Here is a 24,928-nt window from a genome sequence, read left to right as displayed (position 1 = left end):
AGCCGGCCTGCCTGGGCAGACGGCCTGGAGCTTTTCAACAAAAGGGTCATACGGTGCCCCCATCGATCGGGGCGCGCAAGGCGCTGGGCAGATGGCCGCTGCCGCTTTGCAACTGTGCGGTGAACGACGGCGCGCCAACCGGCATGGATTGTGCATCGTCGTCGAACGCCTCGCCATCGGGTGCCGCACCATCGGGTGCCGCCTCAAATACGATGTCGTTCGCAGCGGCGCCGGTGCTGGGCATGCTCGATAAGGCCGCCGACTCGGCAATCGCCTGATCGGATTCACCTTCAGTCTGCCCCCGGGCCGCTTGACCCGGATCGCCATCGGGCTGGTCCTGCGCCGACGGGTTGGCCTCTTCTTGCGCCTGGCGCATGGCCTCGCGCACCGAGGACGGCAGCGACGGCATCACCGGCGCATACAGCCCCGGCGTGGGCAAGCGGCCATCGCCGGTAAGGTGGGTGCGCGTTGGATGCCCCTCCACCTGGGCCGAGAAGTAGCGCGACTGCCACACCGATTCGCCCACCGCCTCCTGCACATAAAGAATGTGCTGCATGGCGACGCGCTGGCTGACCAGGCGCGCCTCAAGCAAGGCCAGCTCCACGTAATCGGTATTGCCGCCGCCCTGGCGCAAGTCGCTCCATGCGCGTATCTGCTGCGCCAACTGCACCTCGCGGTTCACGTACACGATGGGGTGGAAAGGCACATCCATGCGCGGCAGCTTGTTGAAGACGTCGCCATAGAAGAACACACTGGGCTCGCCCACGACACTGTTGCGAATCGGGTCGCGCACATCAGGCGCCGGCGTCCAACTGCTTGGGAAGCCCGGCGCCACCTCGCCCGGATTGTCGGGCATGACCTCGACCGTAACCGTGGTGGTCTCGGTGACCCCGCCGCTGGTAACGGTGTAGGTAAACGTATCCGTACCCGACATGCCCGAATCCGGCGTGTAGATGATCTTGCCATCCGGCGTGATTTCCACCTTGCCGAACTTGCCTTGAGTCACTTCCGTGATCTTGGCGTCGGGGTTGCTGAACTTGTCGTTCTCCAGCGGGTCGATGGTTACCGGCGTGCTGGACTCGGTCTTGGTGTGGTCGGGTATGGCGTCCACCACCGGCGTCACAGTGATGTCCAGCGTGGACTTCGCCTCACCGCCGGGATAGCCGTCGCTGACGGTATAGCCGATGGTGGGCACCTTACCGTTCCAGTCGGGCACCGGCACAAAGCGGTAGTTGCCGTCCTTGTCGATGGTGATGGTACCCACACCGGGAATATCGGCCGTTTCACCCGGCTTGTAGGTTTTACCCTCCACCGTGAACTCCGTCAGCTCGAACGGATGCTTGTCGCCATCCAGCATGCCGCCACCACCGGGCGTGCCGTCATTCGTTAGCACATTGCCCGTGGCCGGCGTGTCTTCAGGCACCGTCTTCACGTCCGCCTGCGGAACCGGCGGCACGTTGGTGACGTGGATCGTCACCGTCGTGGTCTCTGTCACGCCGCCGCTGGTGACCGTGTAGGTGTAGGTGTCCGTGCCCACGAACTTGTCGTTCGGCATGTAAGTGATGCTGCCGTCGGGGTTGACGGTGACCGTGCCGTTGGCCGGCCCGTCGCCGCCCTCTACCGTAACCACGGGGTTTTCACCCTCGAAGGTGTCGTTGCCGAGTACCGGCGTGGTTACTGGGTAGCCGGCGATGGTTGTGTCGGTGTCGGGGGTGATGTCCACCACCGGCGTGACGGTGATTTTCAGCACCGCGGTGTCTTCGCGGTCTACGCCGTCGTGGATGGTGTAGGTGATGTCGGGCACCTCGCCATGCCAGTCGGGCACCGGCACGAAAGTGTAGGAGCCGTCAGAGCCTATGGTGAGCTTGCCTTTGCCTTCGATGGTGACTTCGAGGGGCGTGGCGGGGTCGGTGGGAACCGTATAGGTTTCGGGCGTGCCGTCGCCGTTGGTGTCTACTTCGATCTTGGTCAGGGTGACGTCGTCGAGGTCTCCATCGCCATCGGCTTGGTCGCCGTCGCCTTCGCCGGTGATGACGTTACCGGAAACGGGGGTGTCTTCAGGCGTGACGCGAATGTCAGGCTGCGCGCCGGGAGGCGTGTTGCCCCAGATGGTGATTTTCAGCTCGGCGGTATGCGTGTCGCCATCGGCGTCGGTGATGGTGTAGTGGAAGGTATCGACTATGGACTCGCCGCCGAGCAGGTCGGCCACTGTCGTATTGGTGACGTTGAGGACGTAAGTGTAATCACCGTTGGCGTCCAGAACCAGCGTACCGAACTTGCCAGTGACGTTCGAGTCAATGCTGCCCGGCACCACCACATCGTCCAGGGCAGCGCCCGGCTCACGCGGCGCAACGCCTGTTACCGGACCGGAGGCCGAAGCGCCATCCGCACCGATCGTGTCATTAGTGTAGACATTGCCAGTGGCTTGGTTAACGATGCCTCCATCAGGAGGAGGAGGAGTGACGCCACGATGAATCTCTGCGTCGTCGTTACGGGCCTTGGGCGCGTCGTCGACGATCTTGATGTTCAGCGTCTTCGTATCACTATCTTTGCCAGGAGCGGCATCCTTATCTTGCGCCACGATCGTGAACGCATCAGACGTGTCATCACCGTCAACATCAGGCGCCGTCGTCAATGTATACGTGTAGCCCACCGTAATCGTGCCGTTGGCCGGGCTCGACGGATCCGTGTTCTGGCTAAAACCATTCAGCACCAGCGTACCGTACTGCGTCGTCAACATCACCGACGTCGTAGACAAGCCTTCCAACTCTAGCTGCGTCAACGTGCGAGTCGCCGAATTGCCATCCTTGTCCGTATAAACAATCGCCACCGCCTCAGTCGGGTCAACGCCATCCAGGGCCACAATCGTAAAGCTGGACTCAACCCGCAGATCGTCAGCACTATCAGGGGAGCCTGCCGTCGTACCACCCGGCAGAGCGCTCTCGAACACCACGTGATCGGTCACGTTGCCGTCCGGCGTCGTAGCGTCATGATCTTCCGGCACCGTCACCGTCACATCGTCGTCCGTGCCGGTAATCGTGATCGTCAACGTCGTCGTCGACTGGTCACCATCGCCATCCGTGATCGTGTAAGTGAAAGTCTCCGTCAGCGTCTCGCCCGCACTCAGGCCCTGCACCGCAAGATTGGTGTTATCCAGCGTATAGGTGTAATTGCCGTCCTTATCGATGGTGATCCCACCGTACGAGCCAGCAATGTCCGTATCCACGCCACCAACAGCCACATGCTCCGCCGGTGCGGTCAGCGTACCGAACTGGAAGCCCGTCACCTCGGCGCCGTCCGCACCCTTCGTGTCCCCGTCGCCGCCATCGGGCGTGCCAATCATCACGTTGCCGCCAACCGACGCCGCGCCTTCGGCAATCTCATTCTCGTCAGCCCGCGCTATGGGCGCGTCGTCAACGATCTTGATGTTCAGCGTCTTCGTATCACTGTCTTTGCCAGAATCGGCATCCTTATCTTGCGCCACGATCGTGAACGTATCCATCGTGTCCACACCGCCAACCTCGGGCGCCGTCGTCAGAGTGTACGTATAGCCAATCGTGATCAGGCCGTAATCGGGATCGCCCGATGGCTTCTGCTCGTAGCTATGCAGCACCAACTCGCCGTACTGAGTCGTGATCGCCACCGACGAGGTCTCGGTCAGCCCTTCCAACACCGTCCGGCTGATGGTTTCCGTAGCCGTGATCGGGTCGCCAGCACCGTCAAGGCCCGTCACGTAGGTGATCTGAATCGCCGCCGTATCATCCAGACCGTCCAAGGCCTCAACCGTAAAGCTGGACTCAACCCGCAGATCGTCAGCACTATCAGGGGAGCCTGCCGTCGTACCACCCGGCAGAGCGCTCTCGAACACCACGTGATCGGTCACGTTGCCGTCCGGCGTCGTAGCGTCATGATCTTCCGGCACCGTCACCGTCACATCGTCGTCCGTGCCGGTAATCGTGATCGTCAACGTCGTCGTCGACTGGTCACCATCGCCATCCGTGATCGTGTAAGTGAAAATCTCCGTCAGCGTCTGGCCCTCACTCAGGCCCTGAACCGCAAGATTGGTGTTATCCAAAGTGTAGGTATACGCCCCATCAGCACCAATGGTCAGCGAACCGTAATCGCCCACAATCGGCGAAGTCAAAACCGTATCGGAAACGTGCTCTTGGCCAGTCGGCAGCCCACCCTTCATGACTCCGGTCAATGTAGCGCCATCTGCTCCTTCGGTGTCTTCGGCATCACCAGTCGAACCGCCGGTCATCACATTGCCGCCTACCGACGCCCCGTCCTCCGCAATTGCATTGGTATCGGCTACAGCCGTGGGCGCATCATCAACGATGTAGACCCTCAAGATGCCACTCGTGCCCTTGTCGTTGACGTCAACGGCACGCAGCGTGATGTTGTCGCCCAGGCCCTCATCGAGCCCCTCCGGGGCGTTATTACCCGTCTTTGTCAGCTCGTAGGTATAGGTCAGGGTGATTTCCTGCGGAGCAGTGTCGTCGCCCTTATCGAAATCAACATTTGTTATCCGCAGAACGCCATACGCGGTATCGACCACAAGCGGGCTGGCCGGCGTTGCCCCTTGCAATTCGGCTAGGGTAAACGTCTTGGCATCCTCACCGCTGCCTATCTCCAGGGTCTTCAGGCCGGTCGATATGTTGACCTTGATTTCTCCGTTTTCATGGAACTCCTTATCGGTTGCCGCTTCGCTGCCGGTGGCATCAACCGTGCCCAGGCCCGACTCGTAAACCGTTGCGTGGCCGGTGCTGGCTGCATTACCAGGATCATCAGCACCGTTGTCATCCCTGGGCACAATGGTCAAGACTGGCGTATCGCCTGTGATGGTAATAACCAGCAACGCCGTATCCGTGCCTTCGGCCGCCCCCTCGACGCCGTCGCTTAAGGTGTACTCAAACCTTTCCACCAGCGATGCGCCATCGTCCAGGCCATAGACCTCGGGCTTGTCGGCATCCAGCACATAGGCATAGCTACCGTCTTTGAAGATGGTCAGCGTGCCGTACACACCTTCGATCTCGACCGAGTCTTCTGTGCCGAAATCAATCTTGGCTCCTGTAGGGTTTCCGTCCGCATCGGCACGTTGAATGCCCGTGACCTCTAGATCGCTGTCCACGTTATCGACGTCGCCGTCTTTACCCTGATTGCCGTAGCCTGCATCTGAAGCAGAGCTATCCGGCTGCAGACGATTGCCCGCGATCACGTTGCCTTTAACTTCGGCATGGGTATTGAGCATTTCATGCTCATCGTCCACTGCGTCCGGCGCATCGTTGACCGCAGTAATCGTAATGCTGCCTGTGATTTCAGCCTTCAGAGGGTCGGGGCCGCCCGAGTTGCCGCCTGCTTGTTCGTTGTCGCCGTCGTCAAGCTCTACAGTGAAATTCACCGTTGTTCTTGGCGTACCCGAAAGTATATTGGTCGGGTCATCGCTGTTATGGGTAAAGGTAATGGCCTCGAGGATTTTCTCGACTTGCTCCCGGGTTGCCGCCTCGGTCAGCGTAATGACCAGCTCTCCACTAGCAGAATCATATTCAACGCGCTCAACGGCCGCCGCGTAAGCAGCATTGTCAGGATCAAAAACGATTTCATCGCCGGTGATCCAATGCTCAAAAGCGACGGTAATCGAACCCGCGCCAAAGATATCGGCCGCGATGTCGCCAGTACCCAAGTCGGGATCACCTACCGTAACGCCCGCAAGTAGCGCCACGGGCTCAAACGCTGGTTCGTCTTCAGTTAGATCGTCTTTTTCTATGACGGTGATATTAATGCGGCCGCCGTCTTCTGCATCTTGATTGGATGAGCTCAGAGTGGGCCTGTCGTTGACTGGCGTGATCACAATACCAACCGTGCCGCTATCAGCGGACCAGGGGTGAGTGTCGCCCAAGACGCTGCTGATGTCTTGCACCCCGACCTGCTCATTCCAGGTTTCATCGGCGCCGCGCACGGTCAACCCGCCCGGAGTACCGTTGTAATTTTCAACCGGAACAAAACGAATTTGATGGTCACTGTCACTTACATCAAGCACGATGGCATTGCCGTTCCCCACATCGACCGGCACCGCGATCCAGTCAGCACCATTCAGCGTGTAATACCATGTGCCCTCATTGGCAGGGTCAGCGGCATTACCGACAATGGCGATGGCTGTAAGGTCTGTCGAGGCATCCTCGCCACCTGCCACCCCGCCTTCTTCTGCGTCGAGACTGACATCGTCCGTCGCATCGCTATAGGTCAGTTGGCCGGCAATCTGCCCGGCTGTCATGGCGGCGCTGTGCTCAACGTCCTCTTCGGCGTCGGCAAGCGTCGCCTCGCCGGTCAACGAAGGCGCATCATTGACGTTCTCAACTTCGATAACCAGATCGAGCGGATCGCTGAAACGGCTGGTATCGTCGAAGTCAATGCTGCCCTGGTCGTCGATGAATTTACCCGACACAACTAAATCGGGATCCGTAGTCGTGTCGTCGTCATTGTCGTTGGTTTCGATGAGGCGAACAGTCAGCTTGCCCGGGTCGCCGTGGAAGTCGGGTTTGGGGTTAAAGCGTATGCTGGCGTCGGCGGCCAGGACAAGTGCGCCGTTAGCGCCAAGATTAATAACCGTCCAATCTCCGTCAGGCAGTTTGTATTCCCATGTACCCTGACCTTCTATGGACTCGTCACCCACGACGATGACGCCCCAGAAGGTGTCCGGCTCGCTGGCCGCTTCATCGTCTGTTGGGTCGTCGTTATCCACCTCTATCAAGTCGTCATTGGCATCGGAAAAGCGATCCCCGAATAGGTTGGCTACCGTTTCGCCATTGTTGGCGGCGGTGTCCATATCCTCTTTCACGGACATTTCCACATCGGCGTCGGCCGCGCCCTCGGTGTCAGGGTTGACAAGGACGGGCTTGTCGTTGACCGGGTTGACGATGAAGGTCAGCTCGCGCGTGGTGATCAGTGCGTTGTTGATGGGGTTTTCGGGATCGTCTGGGTAGGCGAAACCAAAGTCTCCGACGTCTTGACCTTCCTCGATATCATCGGGATATTCATAATCCTCGAAAGCATCCTCTGCGGGCCTTGTGCCCTGGTTGCCGTTATCGTTGACTTCGATAACGACCTTGAAGCTGCCATGCCAATGTTCGGCGGGCAGACCATCAGTATCATCCGGCAGATTGATCACAATCTGATTGAGGCGGCTGTTGATTTCGGCCAGGGTGCCCGTTAGCGTTACCGTCTTGCTTTCATTTGCGACAAAGCCATCGGCAAGGTCACCGCCGGTACCACCGACGCTATGTATCGTAAAGTCTCCGTCCTGGGGCAGGCTAACCGTAATTGTCAGCTTGTCGTTGGGCAAGGCGTCGGAATCCGTTATGGTCAGGCCCGTAAGGGTAACCGTGCCCTGATCGTTTTCCGCTGCTTGTTCGATGTCTCCCCTGATGAAGGCCGGGTCGTTGATGGACGATACGAACAGTTCGCGGGTGTCGCTGACGACGTTGAAGACGTTGTAGCCTTCGTCCCCGGACACGGCAGTGCCCGGCGTTGTATCTTCTCCGGCCACCACACTATAGACCTGGAAATTGTCTGTATCGGGAATCGCTCCCAGATCGTCGCCATTGGGCTGGTTCTGCGTTCCTCCGTTGGCCTGAACAATATTATTATCTTCGCCGACCGTTACGCGCTTCAAGGAACCGTCGGTGTCGCGTATACGATCATCGACTATGATTTCCAGCAGCAGGTGCTGGTCGACGTTGGCGTTTTCAGCCTCGGTGAAAGCAACTTGCAAGCCGGCCAGGTAGGCGTTGATTTCTGCCAGGGTGCCGCGCAGGATCAGCGCGGAATGGGCTACATCGGGATCATAAGCCGACGCACCGGTCGAAACGCCGTTCGCTCCTGCTCCGGGCCTAAGCGCTTCCGCGCCGGAAGTCGCCTCGTTCAGCGATAAAAACTCAACGCCGAGTTCCGCATATCTATCCAAGCTCCAGGCATCGGCCGGAACGTATTTTCCGTCCACGACAATGGGCGCTCCGCTCTCGTCTCTGGCAACGTCCAGCAAACGCACAATGACCTGGATGGTGCCGTCTTCTTCATTTTCTTCGAGGCCGGCCTCCGTGACGTAATCATTGTCGCCATCCACGTCGCCGATGACGATGCCATCAATGGGAACGGCGCCGCTGCCGGCAACCCTGATCAGGCTGTCCTGCTCTGAACCATCCGGGCCGGCATCGACTGTCGGCGCGTCGTTGACGGGGATGATGGTTACGGCAAGTTCATGCGTAATGGACGCGTTGCCTCCGGCTGGGGGAATACCGAGATCCGAACCATTGTCCTCACCCTCAGGCGCCGCATCGGTCAGGGTGAATGTAAGCGTTACGTCGCCATTGGCCCCTTCATTCATGTCGTGGTTGGCGTCGGCGGGCGAGGTATAAAACAGGCCGCCGGTGAACATCCCATTCGCTTTGTGGCTATCGTTCAACAAAGCCTGGATATCGGACGCTCGCCCGGTCAATATCAACAAGCCTGAGCCGTTACCTTGCACGGAGACGGAACGCGGTACGTAATCGGAATCATCCGAACTACTGTCAATCGGCGTGATGCTGAAGTTAAGGGTTGAACCCGACTCCCCAATGTGCAGCGCACCTTGGCCAACACCCGCCTGGATGAATAGCTGCACTTCAGTATCGAAGGCTTCCGACTCTTTGTCGTACACCTTGAACGAGTCTTCACCATCGGGGTCAAACTCTATGCGCGTGCGCACGTCTTCATATACCGATGCCGCGGCGGGGGCTTCCAGTTCCGGCGCATCGTTGGTTCGGGATGACCACAGTTCGACGGTTCTGGAAACGATGTTGCCCCGGCTCGCAGCCTCCAGCCCCGCTACTGTCGTGGTCGCCGAAGACCAGTCGTACTCTGTATCAAGAATATCGACGGGATCGTCTCCGGGCGCGGTACCCTGGTTCACCCCGCCACCGTTGGCGCCGGCGGTCAAATCGCCATCGCTATCGCGCAAGCGGTCGTCGGCGATAACCTCAAGCGTATAGATGGCATTTTTGTCAGTATTAAACGCCACCGTCAGGCCCGCCAGGGCGGCGTTGACCTGCTCGCGGGTGCCTTGCAGCACGAGCAAGCCGTTCTCATCGACGTTATTCTTGAAGCCCCAGTTACCGTCGACAGAACCAGGTGTAGTGAAGTCATAGACGAATTCACTTCCCGGTACGACAACAGGGGTTTCACCGCTATCGTCTATGAGGCGCACCGTCACCTGGATGAAGTTTTCTTCGCCACGATCGAGTTGCGTCGCGCCCCCGGCTATCGTCCAATCGGTATCGCCGACGCTGACGCCCACAATTTTATTGACGCCATCGTCTCCGGTTTTTTGGGGAACGCTGGGCACGGCCACGGTGGGTGGATCGTTAGCGGGAGTGACACGGATCCAGAACTCGTTGCCCGTCTGCTCTTGATCGCCGTCGGATAGGGTGAACTTGAAATGGTCGTTATACGATTCGCTGGTCTCTGCTACATCGCGTCCCCGGTGGACATAAGTTACGAGGCCGGCGTCCACATCCGCTTGCGTGAACGAAGAGCCAACACCCAACTTCTTGCCGCTCAGCAAGATGTCGCCGTATTTGGTCGCCTGGGTGATCTTGTATTGAACCTGCCGGCTGGTGCTGTCGCTGTCGATAGCCTGCAATTCGGCCTTAGTGATAGCTACCTTCTGGCCTTCGTGGACAGTGACAGGATTATTCGCGGACTGATTGAGCCCAATATTGCTGTCCGAACCGTTGTACACATCCGGCGCATAGGGGTCGTCCAAATCAGGAGTCTGCGCAATAAGCGGCCCGTCGTTGACGTTGGTAATCTGGATATTGACCGTTGCCTCTTCTTCGGATTCGCCATTCCAACGATCTATGGCTTTGACAGTAATCGATGCACTGCGGTCTTCTGAACCATTATGCACAAAACGCAGGCCCGAAGCGCCGCCGTCGCTGGCGGTTTTAAGCAAGTTGGAATCGAGCGTGTCGCCGACCTGTAGTTCAACCCACGCCCCTTCGCCGTCATTGGCATCTGCGTCCCAATATTCCCAGGCGCCGGTGCCGGTAAGGCCAGTAATTTCGATCAATAGAGGGTTATCGTCGTCGTGGTCGACGGCAAAGTTGTCGACGCCGTCGCGCAGCACTTCGTCCTTATCCAGAACCGTGCCGGTAGAACCGTCTCCGCCTTCTGACCCCCACAACTCACTGTTGCTGGCGGCGTCGTCCGGGTCGGAAACCCCCAGCCATTGGTCGGTAATGTAGACTGTTTCGCCTTCTTTAATGACCAGGCCATCTGAACCGGTGACGACCGGCAGGTCGTTGGTAGGCGTGATGTAAAAGATGAACTCGGGGTTCCAGGTGCTTTGTTCCCAAGTATCGCCCGCACGCACCATGACGCCCGCCGACACCGTGAACAAGGCCGTGCTGGCGAACTTCTCGCTGTCGCCATCGTGCTTGAAGCGGATCTTGCCGTCGTTGAGGTCGGCCTGGGTAAAGGAGTCGTAATGGTTCAGCGTGCGCCAGTTGTCCTCGCCGATCTTTATTTGCAGTTCGCCGGCCTGGCTGGAACTGCCGCCCTCATTGGAAAACCCGCCAAACGTATAGACGACGTCCTCAGGCTCAACGCCCTTGGCTTCATAGGACAGATAAGGATCATCACCTTCGTGATCCGTTCCCCCCAAGATCACGAAACCACCCTCTACCAACTCGCCGTTACCGCTGCTGTCGCCGGGCTTGTGCCCTGCGTGCGTACTATCTTCGTTTTGTGGGTTGCGAACCAGACCGTCCCAATTGCGACCATCATTGCTCGGCATGTGGTTCGTCAGCTTGATGGTGAAATCGTGGTCTTTCAGCGGCGAGTTTTTATCAGCGGGATAGTCATATATGCCGCCGATGCGTTCATAGATTGAACCATCGGTATCCCAACGCATGGCATTGGTGCTGTCCACAACCTTGAATCTAAAGGTGTCGACATCACCCTCGCTCGCATTCGTGGTTTGTACGTAGCGAACGCGTCCTTTATCGATCTCGTACATGGACACCGACTCGCCGGCGGGCAGGTTGTACCAAGTGCCGCCGTTCTCAGTGCCGCCCTCCTCCGCTATCCAAAGCTGAAGATGGCCATGACTGAGGACGGTACTGTCGTAATCGACGATGAAACGGATGTTTCGATTATTGGTATCGACATCGCTCGCGCCTATCATTTCAGGCGTCAGTACAACGGCGTGGCCCGCTTCATTCGCTGCATCGGGAACAGCAGCCTCTAGGGTGGCCGCCGGATCCAGGATGGGGTCATCGTCAATTGGCAATACTGTTAGATCGACTATGCCGCTTTGGGTTACATGAGTGTCGGTGCCGCCGCCCTGGTCGGTGATGCTAACACCGAAGCTGTCGCTGGTCGCACCTTCATCGCCGATGATGCCGCCTGTTCGCTCGTAGCTTAAGCCGTCTTTTTCCGAGTATAGGAAAGTGAAGCCGGCTGTAATATCGGCCGCGGTAATCTCCTTTTCTACTACGGTCTGGGAGACGCCCTCGTCATTGGTGAAGGTACCCGTAAAATACAACTTGCCCCCGCCTGGCAACGACGTGATTCGAACAACAGAGTTTTCCAAGTCGTCGCCCGGGTCTCCGCCCGTGCTGCCGATAATGTATTGGCCTACATTGCCTGTGCCTTGGGCATTGCGGGGCTGGCCTTCATATACAACCCCGGAGCCGCCGATGCTTGGCGGCTGATTGACCGGGTCTATGTCCAACGTAATAACGGCAGTGTCGGACTCACCAATAGGCGTAGCGCCGTCATTGATGCGCAAAGTGAAGCTGTCCTGGGCGTTTTGTTGATCGGTGCCGCCGGCAGTATGAACATAGCGCAACTTGCCTTGTTCAATATCCTCTTGCGTAAAGATGGAGCCTTCGCCCAAGCGCACGTTATTTAGGGTCAGATAGCCGTGCGTCGGGCCTGTCTGCAAGCTGTAGATCAGTTGGCTGCTGTCTTGGGTTCCGATGACGACTTCCGGGTCGACGGGCTCGATGTCTGTAGCGGAAAATTCATACGTGTCACCTTCGGTAACGGTAACTGTAGCGTCAGCTAAGGTTGCCGGGTCGTTGCTGGGCGTGATGGTAATGGTACGCGTTGCAGTCGCATCACTATCGCCATTGAGCGTTGCCGTAACAACTACCGTCAAGGCGTCATTACCAAGCTCCACATCAGCAGGAGTAAAAACAAGGCTGTTCAGCCATTGCTCGACCTCCGCTGCCGTGCCTGTGTATTCCGTTGCAATCGACTCACCCGCTTTCAGCGAACCGGCTGCTTCATTGTCCAGGGAAACGGTTACAGTCACAGTGCCTTCACCGCTCAGTTTCCAGCCGTCTACGTTAACTGTGTCTATATTTACTGTACCGTCAACCTGCGAGATGGGCTCGGCCACGCTCAGTTCATCAGCGCTACCGTCAACGCTCACTGACACGTCGCCGGCAGACATCACCCCCACCGACATCGCCCCAAACAAGCTTTGCACCACCGCATCCTGCTGATCATCCTGGCTCTGCGGCACGTACTCGGGCACGTCGCCCGTATCGCCGTCAAACGCGTCCGCCCCCGCCACGGCGGCGGCGCCGTCGAATAGAATGCGGGTTTCGAGCGCCAGGCGGCTGTTGCGCGGGGCAAAGGCCTTTTTGGCTTCGGACGAGCGGGGGGAAGGACGCGAGCCGGCGAGCTTGGTCATATCGGGTACCTACGGGAAAAAATGGTGGACTACACAGATAGGGAAAGAGCTTTACTTTTCTCTGTTTTCGTGGTCACTCAAACCTGGACGAGTGTAACGTACACTGAAAACATTAAAAACATCGAATTACATTTTCAGGGCCTATAATCGTCGATCTCCTTACATTTTGACGGAGTTTCATTGCTTTCTTGACACTATTTGACGTTTATACGCACCTGCGGCCCACCCAGCGTTGTTGTATGACAAGTATGCCGCCATGCGTTAAACTGCCAAGCCTTGTGGAAGCGTGCCAGAGTGGTTGAATGGACCGGTCTTGAAAACCGGCGACGGGGCAACCCGTCCGTGAGTTCGAATCTCACCGCTTCCGCCACTGGTTTTTAGGTCTTCAGTTCTTGGCTCTTCCGGCCCTTCCCCGCTTCGGCAGGTCGATCACGGGGTAAGCGCTCCCCGTCAAAGAAGCCCTCAAGCGTCTTGAGTCCCTGTGCTCCGACGAAGAACTGCGCCTGATCGCCGAACGGCGCGAACAGGCGCTGGTCGATGCCGAAGACATGATTGATTATGCGGAACAGAAGGGGCTGGAGCGAGGGCTCGAGCAAGGATTGACACAAGGGCGGGTGCTTGATGCACGACGCATTGAGGATGTCTTTATTTGAAGATGTCTTTATCTCGACAGCCAGAAGCCGCGCGCTAGAAGCTGGTAATATGTCGCCTGCTTCAAAAGGCGCAAGCATATTGCCCGGGTGGTGGAATAGGTAGACACAAGGGACTTAAAATCCCTCGCTCATTGCGAGCGTACCGGTTCGATTCCGGTCCCGGGCACCAATTTGGAAGCCGTCCCTGCTTTTGTAGGGGCGGCTTTTTTACGATAATAGCTATCTATTTCCGATTCTGTGGCGGTTGATGCCAACTATGGGAAGCTTCTTGAACAGTCGCTTCCACTTGGTTATGCCGGGCGACGTGTCACTAACCTCGATTTCTTGCAGCAGGCGCTCGATCTGCGTTCCGCTCAGACCGCGCTCGGTATCGGCCAGCACACGACAGGCGACTTCAAGATGTTATGAGCTGAAAGGAGCAATCCGAGTCACCAATGCCTGTCTCCTTCGTCGTCAGGTATCAGATGATGGCCTGTAAGCCCTTGTCGGCGATGACATTGAGCAGCTTGAGGGCTGGCCCCGTGGGATGGGTATCGCCTTGCTCCCACTTGCGCACGGTCGAGGCCGACGTGTGCAAATGAAGAGCGAACACAGGTTGGCTGAACTTCAACGCTTCGCGCAGGCGCTTGATGTCGGCAGCGCTGAACTCCCGCACCGGCGGCGGGCAGATCGCGTCGAACTCGCGCATCGTTACATCGATTTTCGCATTTGAAGAAATCAACCCGCCACCGAGCGGGCCCGCGCCGGCCGGTTTCTTTTGTCTGCCAGGCACGCCACTTGCTATTCCCTAACCGAGCGATGCTCGAAGGCGGTCCTTAGGGTTACCCGGGCTTATCGCCAATTTCGAAAAGAAGGAATACGTATGGACAAGGATAAAGTCAAAGGCGCCGCAAAAGAGGTCAAAGGCACCGTAAAAGAAGCCGCAGGCAAGGTTAGCGGCAGCAAGCAAACCGAGCTCGAAGGCAAGGTCGAGAAAAATGTGGGTACCGCCCAGCGTAAGGTGGGTGAAGCCAAAGACGCAGTTCGCGACAAAGTAAAATAAGGAATCATATGTTGAACATCAAAAACCTGAAGTATTTAATCGCTATTGGCGCCACCCCCCTGCTGATGGCTTTCGCCGTCTCGGCGACTGCTAATCAGGTGATGACATCCGATCAAATCAGCGCCCAATACGATGCGGCAATGAAACACTGCGACAGCATGAGCGGGAATGAGAAGGATGTTTGCGAGCAGCAGGCAAAGTCTCAACGCGACTCTGCCAAGGCCGATGCCAAGGCCGGCAAGAAATCGGCCGAGGCACAGCATGATGCCGTAAAGGAAAAGCGCGACGCCGACTATGACGTCGCCAAGGAGAAATGCGATGCTCTGTCTGGCGACGCCAAAGATCAGTGCATTGCTGAAGCTAAAACCAAGTACGGAAAATAAGCCTAGCGTTTTCCCGCCCATGCAAGTCGGGCACGTTAACTGCTTGTCTAAGTGCTCCGGCTGCTGCTTCCGGCAGCGCTTTTCGGCGCAGCGTCAGCACAGCTCTTCAGGAGAGCACCATGAAGCACTTCATCACACTTTCGCTTGCCACGCTGGCTTTGGCGTGGACAGTGCCCGGGCTAGCGCAGCAAGTTAGTCCTGCGCCGGAAGCTGCTACAGGCAGCGCCACTCTTCCGGGCAGCAGTGCGGCTACGACGGGAATTACCGGCAATGACGGTAGCGGGGCCGACTCCGACGGCGCGGATAGCCGGTCGGACGACACCTCGACACCAGATTACGAAGAAAGGAAACCCACCGGGAAGGAAACCGGCGACAAAGATGACTTCAGCGGCAACGAAGGCACGGATACGGAAAGCGCCGGCACCGATCAAGGCACGTCTAATAAAGAAAAACGCTGACACGTCCAAGCAGGCACATGACTCTGGAGGCAGCGGCCAATCAGATAATTCGGCGCCCAGTACGGTCGGCCTGGCTCGGGCAGTTGATCGGCAGTATCCTCGTCCCCTAGTATTAGAAGGACACCGCGGTTCATCCCGAGAGCTACGATTTTCCCTCTCAGAGTTCACTTAAAATCCGCATACGGAATCATGGGGTTGGGTGCAAGCGGTAAATCTCCCTGCCACGGCTTGAAGGCATAGCGCAGGTACAGCATGAAACGGCTGGGCGAATAGTCTTTGCTGCGCCGGAAATCAATGCCGGCGCCCAATACCCAATGGTCGCTCAAGCGGCGTTCAACAAAGCCGGCCACGCGGTAGCCGGTGCCGGCGCTGCGGCTGGTGTCTGCTTCGCTGACACTTCGTGCAAATGATCGCGACACCGAACCCTCGAACAAGAATGACCAGTTAGATGTGCGTCGCGCATAGCTGATGGGCAGCGACACCGAGGTGTAGCGTTGAGGGCTGTAGTAACCCCCCTGCCCCAGCGAGTAATCGCCCAAGTCCTTGTTGTAGCGCCAATACATAAGGTTGACGCCCGCCGAAAGCATTTCGTTGTTCTTATTGATCAGGCGCCGATAATACCCGCCCATCAGGCGGGTTCTATGGTTGTCGGCTACATTTTTACCGGAGAGCCGATGGTGGCTGATGTCGGCCCATACCCCATTTTCCTCCCCCTGATCCCAGCTTAAGCTCAGCGACCCGCCGGTAGCCATGACGCCGCCCCATTCCACCCCGGTGGAAGGATCGCGCGCGCCGGCGAACGACAGCAGTGAATTTGACATGGGGCGCCGCGAGGCCGTCAGCCGCCAGCCGGTTGCCCCCAGCTTGCCGGCGTAGCTGACCCCTCCTGTCCAGTTCGTAACCGCGAAGCCCAAGGGGGTGGTTCCCAAGTCGAACGAAAGGCGGTCGCCGTGCCAGCCTATGGCCAGGCTGGTGCCGGTGGCTCGCTGTTTAAGGCCATTAGTGCAGGCGGGCGCAGGCTGCCAGCCTGCGGGCGTATTGGACGCCGCAAACGAACAACTGCCAAACTCGCCTCGATACACGCCGTCGGCATCCGTCTCTAAAGTGCCGGCATCCATGCGGACATGATCCGCCCGAAGAAAGCCCTTGCCCTGGAACAGCGGATAATTCAGTTGCACCATCGTGGTGTCTGCGTGCAGCCGCGACAAACCGGGCGTGCCGTCGCGACGCCACCAGCGATCATTGTGCACGGTAATAGTCGGGTTCCGGCGCTCGTATAGCTCGTGTGCCTCGCGGCGCACACCGCGCTCCAGCCAGCCGTCTTCATCGTTGGCGCGCATGGCACGTGTAAACGTCACGTCATCACGCTGAAACTGTAGCGCCTGGCGGGGAAGCATATCAGCATCGCTCATGGCCCGAGCATATAAATCCAGCGCCTGTTGCGGGTCTGAAGCCGTGGTAAGGCGCGCCAAATCACGATAAAGCAAGGGCTCGCGTTCGGTCCCCGCCATCTGGGCCGACCGCTGCTGCAAAACATCCCGCGCCCGATCGGTATCTCCCAGGGCAACCCATAAGTCGGCGACCCGTCTATGGACACCCGTGGATTCATTCTGAAAATCGAAGTCCGCCCGCGACAAAGCTGCTTGGACGGCCGCCGCCTTGCCTTGAGCCTGCCATACTTCCATTTGCCCAAGGCGCGCATCAAGGTTGGCGCCATCCATGCGCAAAACGGCGTTGTAGTTCGCCAGGGCTTTAGAGTAATCGCCATCATCGTACGACCAACGCGCAACATGCATGCGGGCGTTCGTGGAGTCGGGCCGCTCCTCAAGCAAGGCAATTGCGGCGGAAGCCTGGCCCGCCTCACGATACGCCGAGGCCCGGGCAATCAACTGCGTCTCGGCCACGCGCGCCTCCAGCTGCGTCATGCGGTCATCCCACGAGGTTCGCGGCACTGCCGCCAAGGTGTCCAAAGCGGCCTGTTCTTGTCCAACTGCGGCCAGCAACAAGCCATGTGCATAGTGGCTGCCAGACGCACCCTGGTTACGGCTCAGATGTGTCTCGAATGCACGCAGCCCTTCGTCTGCCCGCCCTTGTTCTCGCATGGCGCGCGCCAGGCCATAGCTTAGCCACGGGTCATCCGGGTCTAGTTGCTGAGCCTGCAGCAAGGCAGTTTCGGCATCCGCCCAACGCTGCTCTTCCGTCGCCCGGTCCGCCCGCAGCGTCAGCAGGCGCAGCGTCACTTGCGCATGCAAGTTCGCCAAGGCCGATGATCGGCCGGCGGGAATCTCTTCAAGCAAGGCAAGCGCTCTTTCAGGAGGCTGGTTTTCAAGGTATCTTGCCACTCCCCGCTGCACTACGCCAGAGTGCGGATCAAGCTGCAAGGCCTGCCGAAAATGACGCCAGGCCGCCTCGTCCTGGCCAAGCTCCGCCGCCGCGCCCGCCAGGCCAATAAGAGCAAAAGGGCTTTCAGGCTGAAGCGGCAACGCCTGTTGATATAGGCTTTTTGCACGCTTCCAGTTTCGCGCCTCTTCTGCCTGATTCGCCTCCTCGAGCAGCAGCCAGTATTGCGTGGAACGAATCAGGCTGACCCATCGATAGGTATGGTCGACGCGAGGCTCTTTGTCTTTGGCCAACTCAAAGTAATGCAGCGCCTGGCGACGGTTTCCAGTACGCAGATAAGCGACTCCGAGCGCACCCAGGTAATCCACATCATCAGGGTAGGCAGCCACCGCCTGTTGAAGGCGATGCAGGGCTTCGGCGCCCTTACCCGATTCAATCATATCAATGCCCTGCCTGCCCCCCTGCCAGGCAGGGTCGTTCAGTTTGGCATCGAACCGCGCCAGCTCGATTCGCCCCCGCGCGCCCGCGTCCAGGTCAGCATAGGTTCCGACAAAACCACGCCAAAGCTCACGACTCTCGGAACTGATCGGCAGGGTGGTCAGGTAATCGTATTCTCGATTGGCTGCGCTGCTGCGAAAGGCGTCCAACTTTGCGAGCTTGCGAAGATAACGGCGCGCTTCGTCAGGCCTTTCTTCGCTGAACAAAAGGTTGGCCACGGCGGTAAGCATCGGGCCATGGCTGGGATAAATCTCCAGCGACGCTTGCAACTGCTGTATGGCAGCCGCGCGGTGACCAGGCTGGCGGGCGTACAACTGCCAATATTCCAAAGCCAGGTCCGCCGTGGGGTATACACCCTCAAGCAGGGCATCGTATGCCTGAATGGCTTCGTCGACCCGCCCCACCGCCGAGTAAAGCCGCGCCTGTGTAAGTGCGGCAATGGCGTCGGGCTCGGTAAGCTTGACCAACACCCGGCCTGTACGGGCTTCCAACGATTGCGGGGCAAGGCGCTCTAATCTATCGCGCAAACGTTGCGCCTCTGCTTGCTGTTCCAGCCGTGTGGCGATGCGCAACCGGGCAAGTATGCCCTGAAGGTGGTTTTCGTGGATACGATCCAGCTTGTTGGCGGCATCGATCACGATATCGTCTCGATACAGGGTCTCGCCCAAACGTATCTGTTGCAGCAGCAGGGCCTCGCCGCTTTGCACAGCGCGGTTATCGTCCGCGGCCAACGACTGCGCCAGCACAATTGACGCAAAATTTGGCGCCCCAATCGCCAAAGACAGGCATAACCGCCAAGCAACATATCTCATGGACACCTCCGCCAGGCAGGTATGACATATCCATTCGCATCAAAAACGTAGCGCCGTTCATCCCAACCAATGCCAAACAAACGCAAGACACGGCTGTAGTAACCTGCTTCTGAAGCCGGCGCCACGGCCAACCGCAAACGTTGCTCCCGGCCGAACTCGGTGTCTGCAAAAAGCGGCAGCATGGCGGCCGAGAACCCAATGGGCCCCCCGGCAGACGCACTGCCGTCCAGAACATCGACCCGCTCGGCGGGCACGCCACCCACGTCCAGATATCGCAAGGCCTGCCGAAAATGCGCTTTCAGGCGTCGAGCGCCCACAGCCTCGTCGTGCAGCATTCCGGTCCACAAATACACCCTGATGGCGTTGTAGCTGCCTACTCGGCCTTCGGTGGTGGGCTCAATCTCGCCATGGTGCAGGTCGACCCAATCGGGCGCCAGGCCCAAGGGAGCCGTATCGATCAAAAACTCTACCGAGCTTTCAAGCAGCGGCCCCCAAAGCGAGTTGGGTTGTGCCTGACTCGCACGCGCCAGAAGCTGCGGCGGCACATAACTAGGATTGAGCCGCACACTGGTTTCGGAAAGAAAGCCGCGCTTGCCTGGAATCAGCGCAAGGCCGAACGGCGCTACCGCCCTTACCTCTTCTTTAGCGATGCGTTGCAGCATCAAGCTGCCCAGAACGGTATAACTATGCTCGTTCCATAGGCGGCCCGCTTCAAGCAATGCGTAGGCAATCCACAGATTGGAATCCGAAGCGGAATTCTCATCAAGCACTCCCCATTCGCCGTTGGCATTGCGCCCCCACAACCAGGCGGGCAGATGCGCCGTCAGGTCTCCTTGGGCAAGATGGCGCTCGGTCCAGCGCAGCAGCCGCCGGAACAATACTTGATCGTTATCGACCAGAGCAAAGAACAATGCGTAGCTCTGCCCTTCGGAAGTGGTAATTTCCCGGTCATCCGACAGGTCGACGACGCGCCCCTCTGGGCGGATGAGATCACGCTGGAAAGCGTGCCAGTCTTCCCACGCACCTGGATCGCATCGTGCGCAAGACGCGTTGCCCTGCAGCAGGGCCATTGTCAGCCCCGCCAATAGAATGCCTCGCCTAATCCACATGACGCAGGCGCCGACGCGCCACCCGGTAAAGGCCTATCCACAGCAAGACCGCTAATACGATGACCACCAGCAGCGAGCCCAGCGTCAGAGCCACGGGCTGATCGGAAAGGACAAACCAAACCTTCTGCCACCACGGCAGGTGGCCCACGTAATAGTGAGGGCCGACCATTTCAGAGGCCACGCCGGATTCCCGGATAAGCACCACCGAGCCTCGCATGGCCGCGCGCTTGCCCGAGTCGGCCAGGGCGTCGCGTAATAATTCGAAGTCTTCGTCGGTCGAACCCAGCAGCGCCACCACGCTGCGCTGCGGATAGTAGGCGGACTGCATACCCACCACAACCGCCATCGGAGCCAATGACTGAACCATGACACGGCTGGTGGCCTCCCGTTCGGGCAGCAAGCCGGCCAATTGGATGGCGCCGGCGGCAGTCGCACTTGTGTATCGTGCTTGGCGAGGCTGATGCAACGCCGCTTGCGCGTCAAGCAGCAGCAAACGCGCGTCGGGCCGGGCCCGCAGGTTTTCCGGCATCGAACCGATCAGCAGAAGGTCGGCATCTTCGGATTGCGCGACATTCCAGTCATGAACCACACGAACCCCCAGGGCGGGGTATCCGACCTGAGAACCGATGCCGGCCAGCATCTCAAACAAAGCCGTTGTCTGCGCCACACTGGGCCTGGGCGGCACGACCACGATGGTCTCGGAAAGATCGGCCATTTTGCTGAACGGAAACCCGCTGCCGGCAAAGCTTCGCAAATTCGGCATTTCCAGATAGTGATGAAACCCCGAAAAATCGATGGTCGACTGATCGTCGATGGCAGCGCGCACGTCGGTGTTCAGCACCGACTGGCATTGATCTCGCTGAGCACTGCCCACGCCACCAGCAAACGAGAAATCAAAACGAAGCTGGTTTTCTCCGCCAAGCTTCAAAGCGGGCATGACAATTCGTTCTTGGTCGCTGATGTTCTCGCTGCTTCGAATAGCCAGGCGCAAGCGGGTTGCCGCAGACGCGCTCTCTTCGGGCTGCAGCAGGTAACTGTCTACAAAACGCCCATTCAGGCTCAGGCTCAGGCGCGAATCGTCGGCGCTGCGGGGTGACGAATAGCGGTACCGTATCGCCGTGGGTATGCCGCTGTTCCTCCAGACGAAAAGATCAGGCGGAAGGTTCAAAGACACCAGAATCGGTTTGGGATACAAGCCGGACACATCAAGTTGCTCCGGATAGTCGAGCAATTCTGAAAAAGCGATGGGCCGGTCCACCGGCGCCCAGTTCGGCGCATCGTAGGGCTTGCGCGGAGCCATCTGCTGCATCTGCCCCACCCGCACGCTCTGCCCTCGGAATATCGTGTTGCCGACGGCCAAGGCCGATGCCGCGGCGACCAGATCATTGGTGTCGCGCCCCAGCACCAGCAGCATCTTCAGGTAGGCGCTATCGGGATGGCTGACCATATCCACGGTGGGCCCTTCAACCATCGGATAGTCGGAAAGAAAATGCGGGCGCGCATCGTTCGTGGCAAAGACCACGACGTGGGAATGGGGCAACGCATCGTAATGCACCGGAAACTGCGCGCGGCGCCATCTGGACAAACTTCCGAAATATGACGAAAGAATCGCCCCTGCCCGCAATTCGTTGGTTGAAGGGGCGGCCGCAAAAACGATGGGAATGCTCTGCGCCGTCATGTCTTGCGTGTCGAAGAACGGCTCGGGAAAATAAGCCAGATCGTTCACGACCGGCAGCATTTGCTGAACCAGTCGAATATGGGTTTCACGACTGATGTCCAGCCATAAGGCGCTGTGACTTTCGTCCTGACACACATCGGTGTAATGGCCGATGAACTCAAGCCGCACCCGATTGAATCTAGTCATGAAACGGGGGTCCAGGGCAATATTCTTTTGTTGCCGCACGCCCGGCTTCTCGGAGTCAAGTGGAATCACCCCCATCAGTTCGTCGTTCAAGTACACCCTCAGATGTGACATGCGGGGCAGCAGAACAGGTGACGGAGTAAAGACCAGGTTCAGTTCAGCAGCTTCAACAACGCGATCGCGACGCAACGTAAATTCGAGCGACTGGGTATTGCGTCGTCCCAACATTTGGAAAACGTCCCCGTATGCCAGGTCGGGCATATTCAGGACCTGGGTCGTGCGAGGTGAATTCTGATCCGCGGGGGCAAGCAAGGGCGATGCATTCGACATGCCGGCGCTTGTTTTCGCCGCTGTATCGCCGCAAGCTATTACCAAGCACAGCGCCGCGAGCCATTTGCAATATGAGTAATGCATGGTTCAGAGTCTCTTTTGATGCAGCAGTGGTGTGCGCGGCACGAATGACCACAACCACTTCATGACAAAGTGCGGGCCATTGACCAGACGCAAGAATAAGGAAGGCAAACTGGCAAGCATGCGCCAGTAGCCGCTAAGGCCAATGCGAGCAACCCCCAACCCGCTTTTCAAGGGTTGATCGGATAGATAGTTATGGCTGTTCACCCAGACGTCGCCACGCCCGAACGTGCAACGCAAGAACTCAATCTGTTGTCGAGGCGTTTGAAGGTCGAGTCCGACTCCCAGCTGTGTGCCTTTGCACGAGCTGACATGCGCGGGAAAACTGAACACTTTGTCTTTTTGTGTCAGTCGCACGAACACAGGCTCTCGCGGCGGGAGCTCATGCGGGTTTTGCAAACACACTCCGACTCCGCCACAGGAGAAATCCGTGAGCTTTCCAGGAAACTGCCGTCCATCCAAAGTTTGCAACGCGGCAGACATTGAGGCGGCCACCCTATGGCTCCGGCGAATCTGCCGGCTTTCGGCCGCCACCGCTATGGCGCCGCCCAGCAACACCAGGTTGTACAGGGTCCACAACATGGTCAACACCACGGTGCCGACTTCGGCTGAGGGGCCGGCCGACAGGCGCCAGATCCCGAAACCCAAGCCGCCGACATTTGCCACAGCCAGCACGATATATGGGCTTGCCATTTTCCAGTCGAAATACGGCCGTTCAATCAACCCGCCTTTCGCGGTGACGTTGAACGCTCCTTTTGAGGGCCAGAATAAGGCGACGGTGGTGGGCCTTGCTATGTACCACGACAATACCGTTTCGTAGATCTCGCCCCAGAAAGTACGCCGATATGCTCCTTGCATGCGAGAGTTCGCCACGCTTGCGTGCATCATATGAGGCAGGACAAACAGCACCACCATCAGCGCCGGGGCGTAAATTATGTAGGCGTGCGCCATCAAGAACGCCAAGGGCGCAACCAGGTAGATTAGACGGGGAATGCCGGCCAGGAAGTGCAGCATGGCATTGACATAGCACAGACGCTGCGCCACAGACAGACCAGGGCCGAACAGAGGATTATCCGTGCGAAATATCTGGATCATGCCCCGCGCCCAGCGTACGCGCTGGCCAATATGCGCGGACAGACTCTCAGTGGCAAGCCCGGCTGCCAGCGGAATACGCAAGTAAGCCGAGCGATAGCCGCGCCGATGCAGCCGCAAGGCCGTATGGGCGTCCTCGGTTACTGTCTGTACCGCAAAGCCGCCAATATCCTCCAGCGCGCTGCGGCGCAATACCGCGCAAGAGCCGCAAAAGAATGCTGCATTCCAAAGGTCGTTTCCGTCCTGAATCAGCCCGTAGAACAAGGTGTTCTCGTTCGGCTGCTTGCCGAAGTGATCAAGATTGCGCTCAAATGGATCTGGCGAGAAAAAATGATGGGGTGTCTGTACCAGGGCCAGCTTAGGGTCGACCAGGAACTCGCCCACCGTCATTTTCAGAAAAGATTGAGAAGGCACATGGTCGCAATCAAAAACGGCAATCAGCTCGCTATCGGTCACTTGCAACGAGTAATTCAAATTACCCGCCTTGGCGTGCTGTCGGTCGGGGCGCGCTATGTAGTTCACCCCCGCCATTCGCGCAAACTCCCTTACTTCAGGACGGTTCCCATCATCCAGCAAATGAATGCGCAGTTTGCCGACCGGCCAATCCATGCCGGCGGCGGCATAGACGGTTGGCCTTACAACAGCCAAGTCTTCGTTGTATGTGGGTATGAACACATCGACGGTGGGCCAGGTATTTTCAGCCGATGGCAATGGCTTCAACGTGCGCCGCAGCGGCCAGGCTGTTTGCAGGTAGCCCAGCACCAGCACTGTCCACGAATATGTTTCGGCTGCCAGAAGGGTGAGGCCGAAGATGGTGTCTTGCGGCGTGTTCCAGTGCAGCGTAGCGGTGTATCGCCACCAGATATAACGTCCTGACGCGACCAGCGAAAGCACGATAAGCACCAGAATCGCCAGACGGCCCGGAATACGCCTCATGATCAGCGCAACCGCAAACAACAAGGCGACGAACAAGGCCTGCGCATGGGGCTCCAAAGGCTGGGTCACCACCAGGGAAAAGAATACAAAGGTAAGCAATAGCACTGCTATTGCCACAGCACGACGCGGCAGCGGGCCAGGTCCGTCCAAGCCACGAATGTGATGTTGCATGAGGCGATGCAGGTGTGCCGATGCGCGTCTGGCGTTTCGCACGGCAAGCGCCCTCAGTATTCGAGCCCGGCGAAGCGCCCACCGATACACGCGGGGATGCGTCGTTTCGTGCCCGTCCAGGCGCAGCAGCAATAACGCACCGATCACCCACACAGCCTGAAAAAAATAACGCACTGGGTCCGCGAATTGATAAGGCCTCTGCTCAAGGTGGGCGAACCATGGCTTCGAGCGCCGGCGCCAGCGTTGCCACGCCTCGCCTTCCAAAGGAAAGAGTGCATGCGCCAAAGCGACCAGGCCAAGTACCGTGACGGCAACCAAGGCTCCCATTTGCCGCTCTCGACGCAAACGACTGTAGCGACGCTGGGCCATCGCGTACACATCTGGTGCGAGCAGCAAACGTAACCCCTGGCCCATGCCTTTCCC

At 58.5% G+C, this 24,928-nt stretch carries 10 protein-coding genes and 2 tRNA genes; 5 read left to right on the top strand and 7 right to left on the bottom strand.

Features of this window, described 5'->3' with window-relative positions; translation table 11 throughout:
* Positions 1 to 46 precede the first annotated feature (46 nt).
* Entirely contained in the window at positions 47 to 12,739 is a 12,693-nt protein-coding gene (locus ACIY1O_RS06620) for a cadherin-like domain-containing protein (protein ID WP_397474298.1), read from the bottom strand.
* A 280-nt stretch (positions 12,740 to 13,019) separates the two neighbouring features.
* Between ACIY1O_RS06620 and ACIY1O_RS06615 the strand changes: the two genes are divergently transcribed.
* A tRNA-Ser gene (locus ACIY1O_RS06615) sits at positions 13,020 to 13,109 on the top strand.
* Between the two features lie 7 nt (positions 13,110 to 13,116).
* Here the strand turns inward: ACIY1O_RS06615 and ACIY1O_RS06610 are convergent.
* The gene (locus ACIY1O_RS06610; RefSeq protein ID WP_397474297.1) at positions 13,117 to 13,470 is read right to left on the bottom strand and encodes a hypothetical protein; all 354 of its coding nucleotides are present in this window, start codon (positions 13,468 to 13,470) and stop codon (positions 13,117 to 13,119) included.
* Between the two features lie 3 nt (positions 13,471 to 13,473).
* Here ACIY1O_RS06610 and ACIY1O_RS06605 point away from each other — a divergent pair.
* Positions 13,474 to 13,561: transfer RNA gene (locus tag ACIY1O_RS06605), tRNA-Leu, on the top strand.
* Positions 13,562 to 13,852: 291 nt separating this feature from the next.
* On the opposite strand, the gene ACIY1O_RS06600 is transcribed toward ACIY1O_RS06605, so the two are convergent.
* The gene (locus tag ACIY1O_RS06600) at positions 13,853 to 14,113 is read right to left on the bottom strand and encodes a helix-turn-helix domain-containing protein (protein ID WP_397474317.1); all 261 of its coding nucleotides are present in this window, start codon (positions 14,111 to 14,113) and stop codon (positions 13,853 to 13,855) included.
* Between the two features lie 141 nt (positions 14,114 to 14,254).
* Here ACIY1O_RS06600 and ACIY1O_RS06595 point away from each other — a divergent pair, with 141 nt between their 5' ends.
* The 3 genes from ACIY1O_RS06595 to ACIY1O_RS06585 all read left to right on the top strand — a co-directional run bounded on the left by ACIY1O_RS06595 (position 14,255) and on the right by ACIY1O_RS06585 (position 15,275).
* Positions 14,255 to 14,434: a CsbD family protein gene (locus tag ACIY1O_RS06595; RefSeq protein ID WP_397474296.1), complete on the top strand. Its 180-nt coding sequence runs from the start codon at positions 14,255 to 14,257 to the stop codon at positions 14,432 to 14,434.
* Between the two features lie 8 nt (positions 14,435 to 14,442).
* Positions 14,443 to 14,817, top strand: a complete 375-nt coding sequence (locus tag ACIY1O_RS06590) for a hypothetical protein (protein ID WP_397474295.1) — start codon at positions 14,443 to 14,445, stop codon at positions 14,815 to 14,817.
* 119 nt (positions 14,818 to 14,936) lie between these two features.
* Positions 14,937 to 15,275 (top strand): hypothetical protein, encoded by a 339-nt coding sequence (locus ACIY1O_RS06585; protein WP_397474294.1) that lies wholly within the window; start codon positions 14,937 to 14,939, stop codon positions 15,273 to 15,275.
* Positions 15,276 to 15,439: 164 nt separating this feature from the next.
* Here ACIY1O_RS06585 and bcsC read toward each other — a convergent pair whose 3' ends face one another.
* The 4 genes from bcsC to bcsA form a co-directional block, all read right to left on the bottom strand.
* Complete coding sequence (gene bcsC, locus ACIY1O_RS06580; RefSeq protein ID WP_397474293.1) at positions 15,440 to 18,925, bottom strand: cellulose synthase complex outer membrane protein BcsC; 3,486 nt, start codon at positions 18,923 to 18,925, stop codon at positions 15,440 to 15,442.
* Positions 18,922 to 19,995 (bottom strand): cellulose synthase complex periplasmic endoglucanase BcsZ, encoded by a 1,074-nt coding sequence (bcsZ, locus tag ACIY1O_RS06575; RefSeq protein ID WP_397474292.1) that lies wholly within the window; start codon positions 19,993 to 19,995, stop codon positions 18,922 to 18,924. The genes bcsC and bcsZ overlap by 4 nt, the downstream gene beginning before the upstream one ends.
* Positions 19,996 to 20,023: 28 nt before the next feature.
* A complete protein-coding gene (gene bcsB / locus ACIY1O_RS06570; protein ID WP_397474291.1) occupies positions 20,024 to 22,225 on the bottom strand; it encodes a cellulose biosynthesis cyclic di-GMP-binding regulatory protein BcsB in 2,202 nt (733 codons plus the stop codon).
* An 87-nt stretch (positions 22,226 to 22,312) separates the two neighbouring features.
* Complete coding sequence (gene bcsA / locus ACIY1O_RS06565; RefSeq protein ID WP_397474290.1) at positions 22,313 to 24,919, bottom strand: UDP-forming cellulose synthase catalytic subunit; 2,607 nt, start codon at positions 24,917 to 24,919, stop codon at positions 22,313 to 22,315.
* Between the last annotated feature and the right edge of the window lie 9 nt (positions 24,920 to 24,928).

Source organism: Pusillimonas sp. (assembly GCF_044464525.1).
Taxonomy (GTDB): Bacteria; Pseudomonadota; Gammaproteobacteria; order Burkholderiales; family Burkholderiaceae_B; genus Pusillimonas.
Note: the sequence above shows the minus strand (reverse complement) of the source record. Positions and strands in the feature narration are given on the sequence as shown.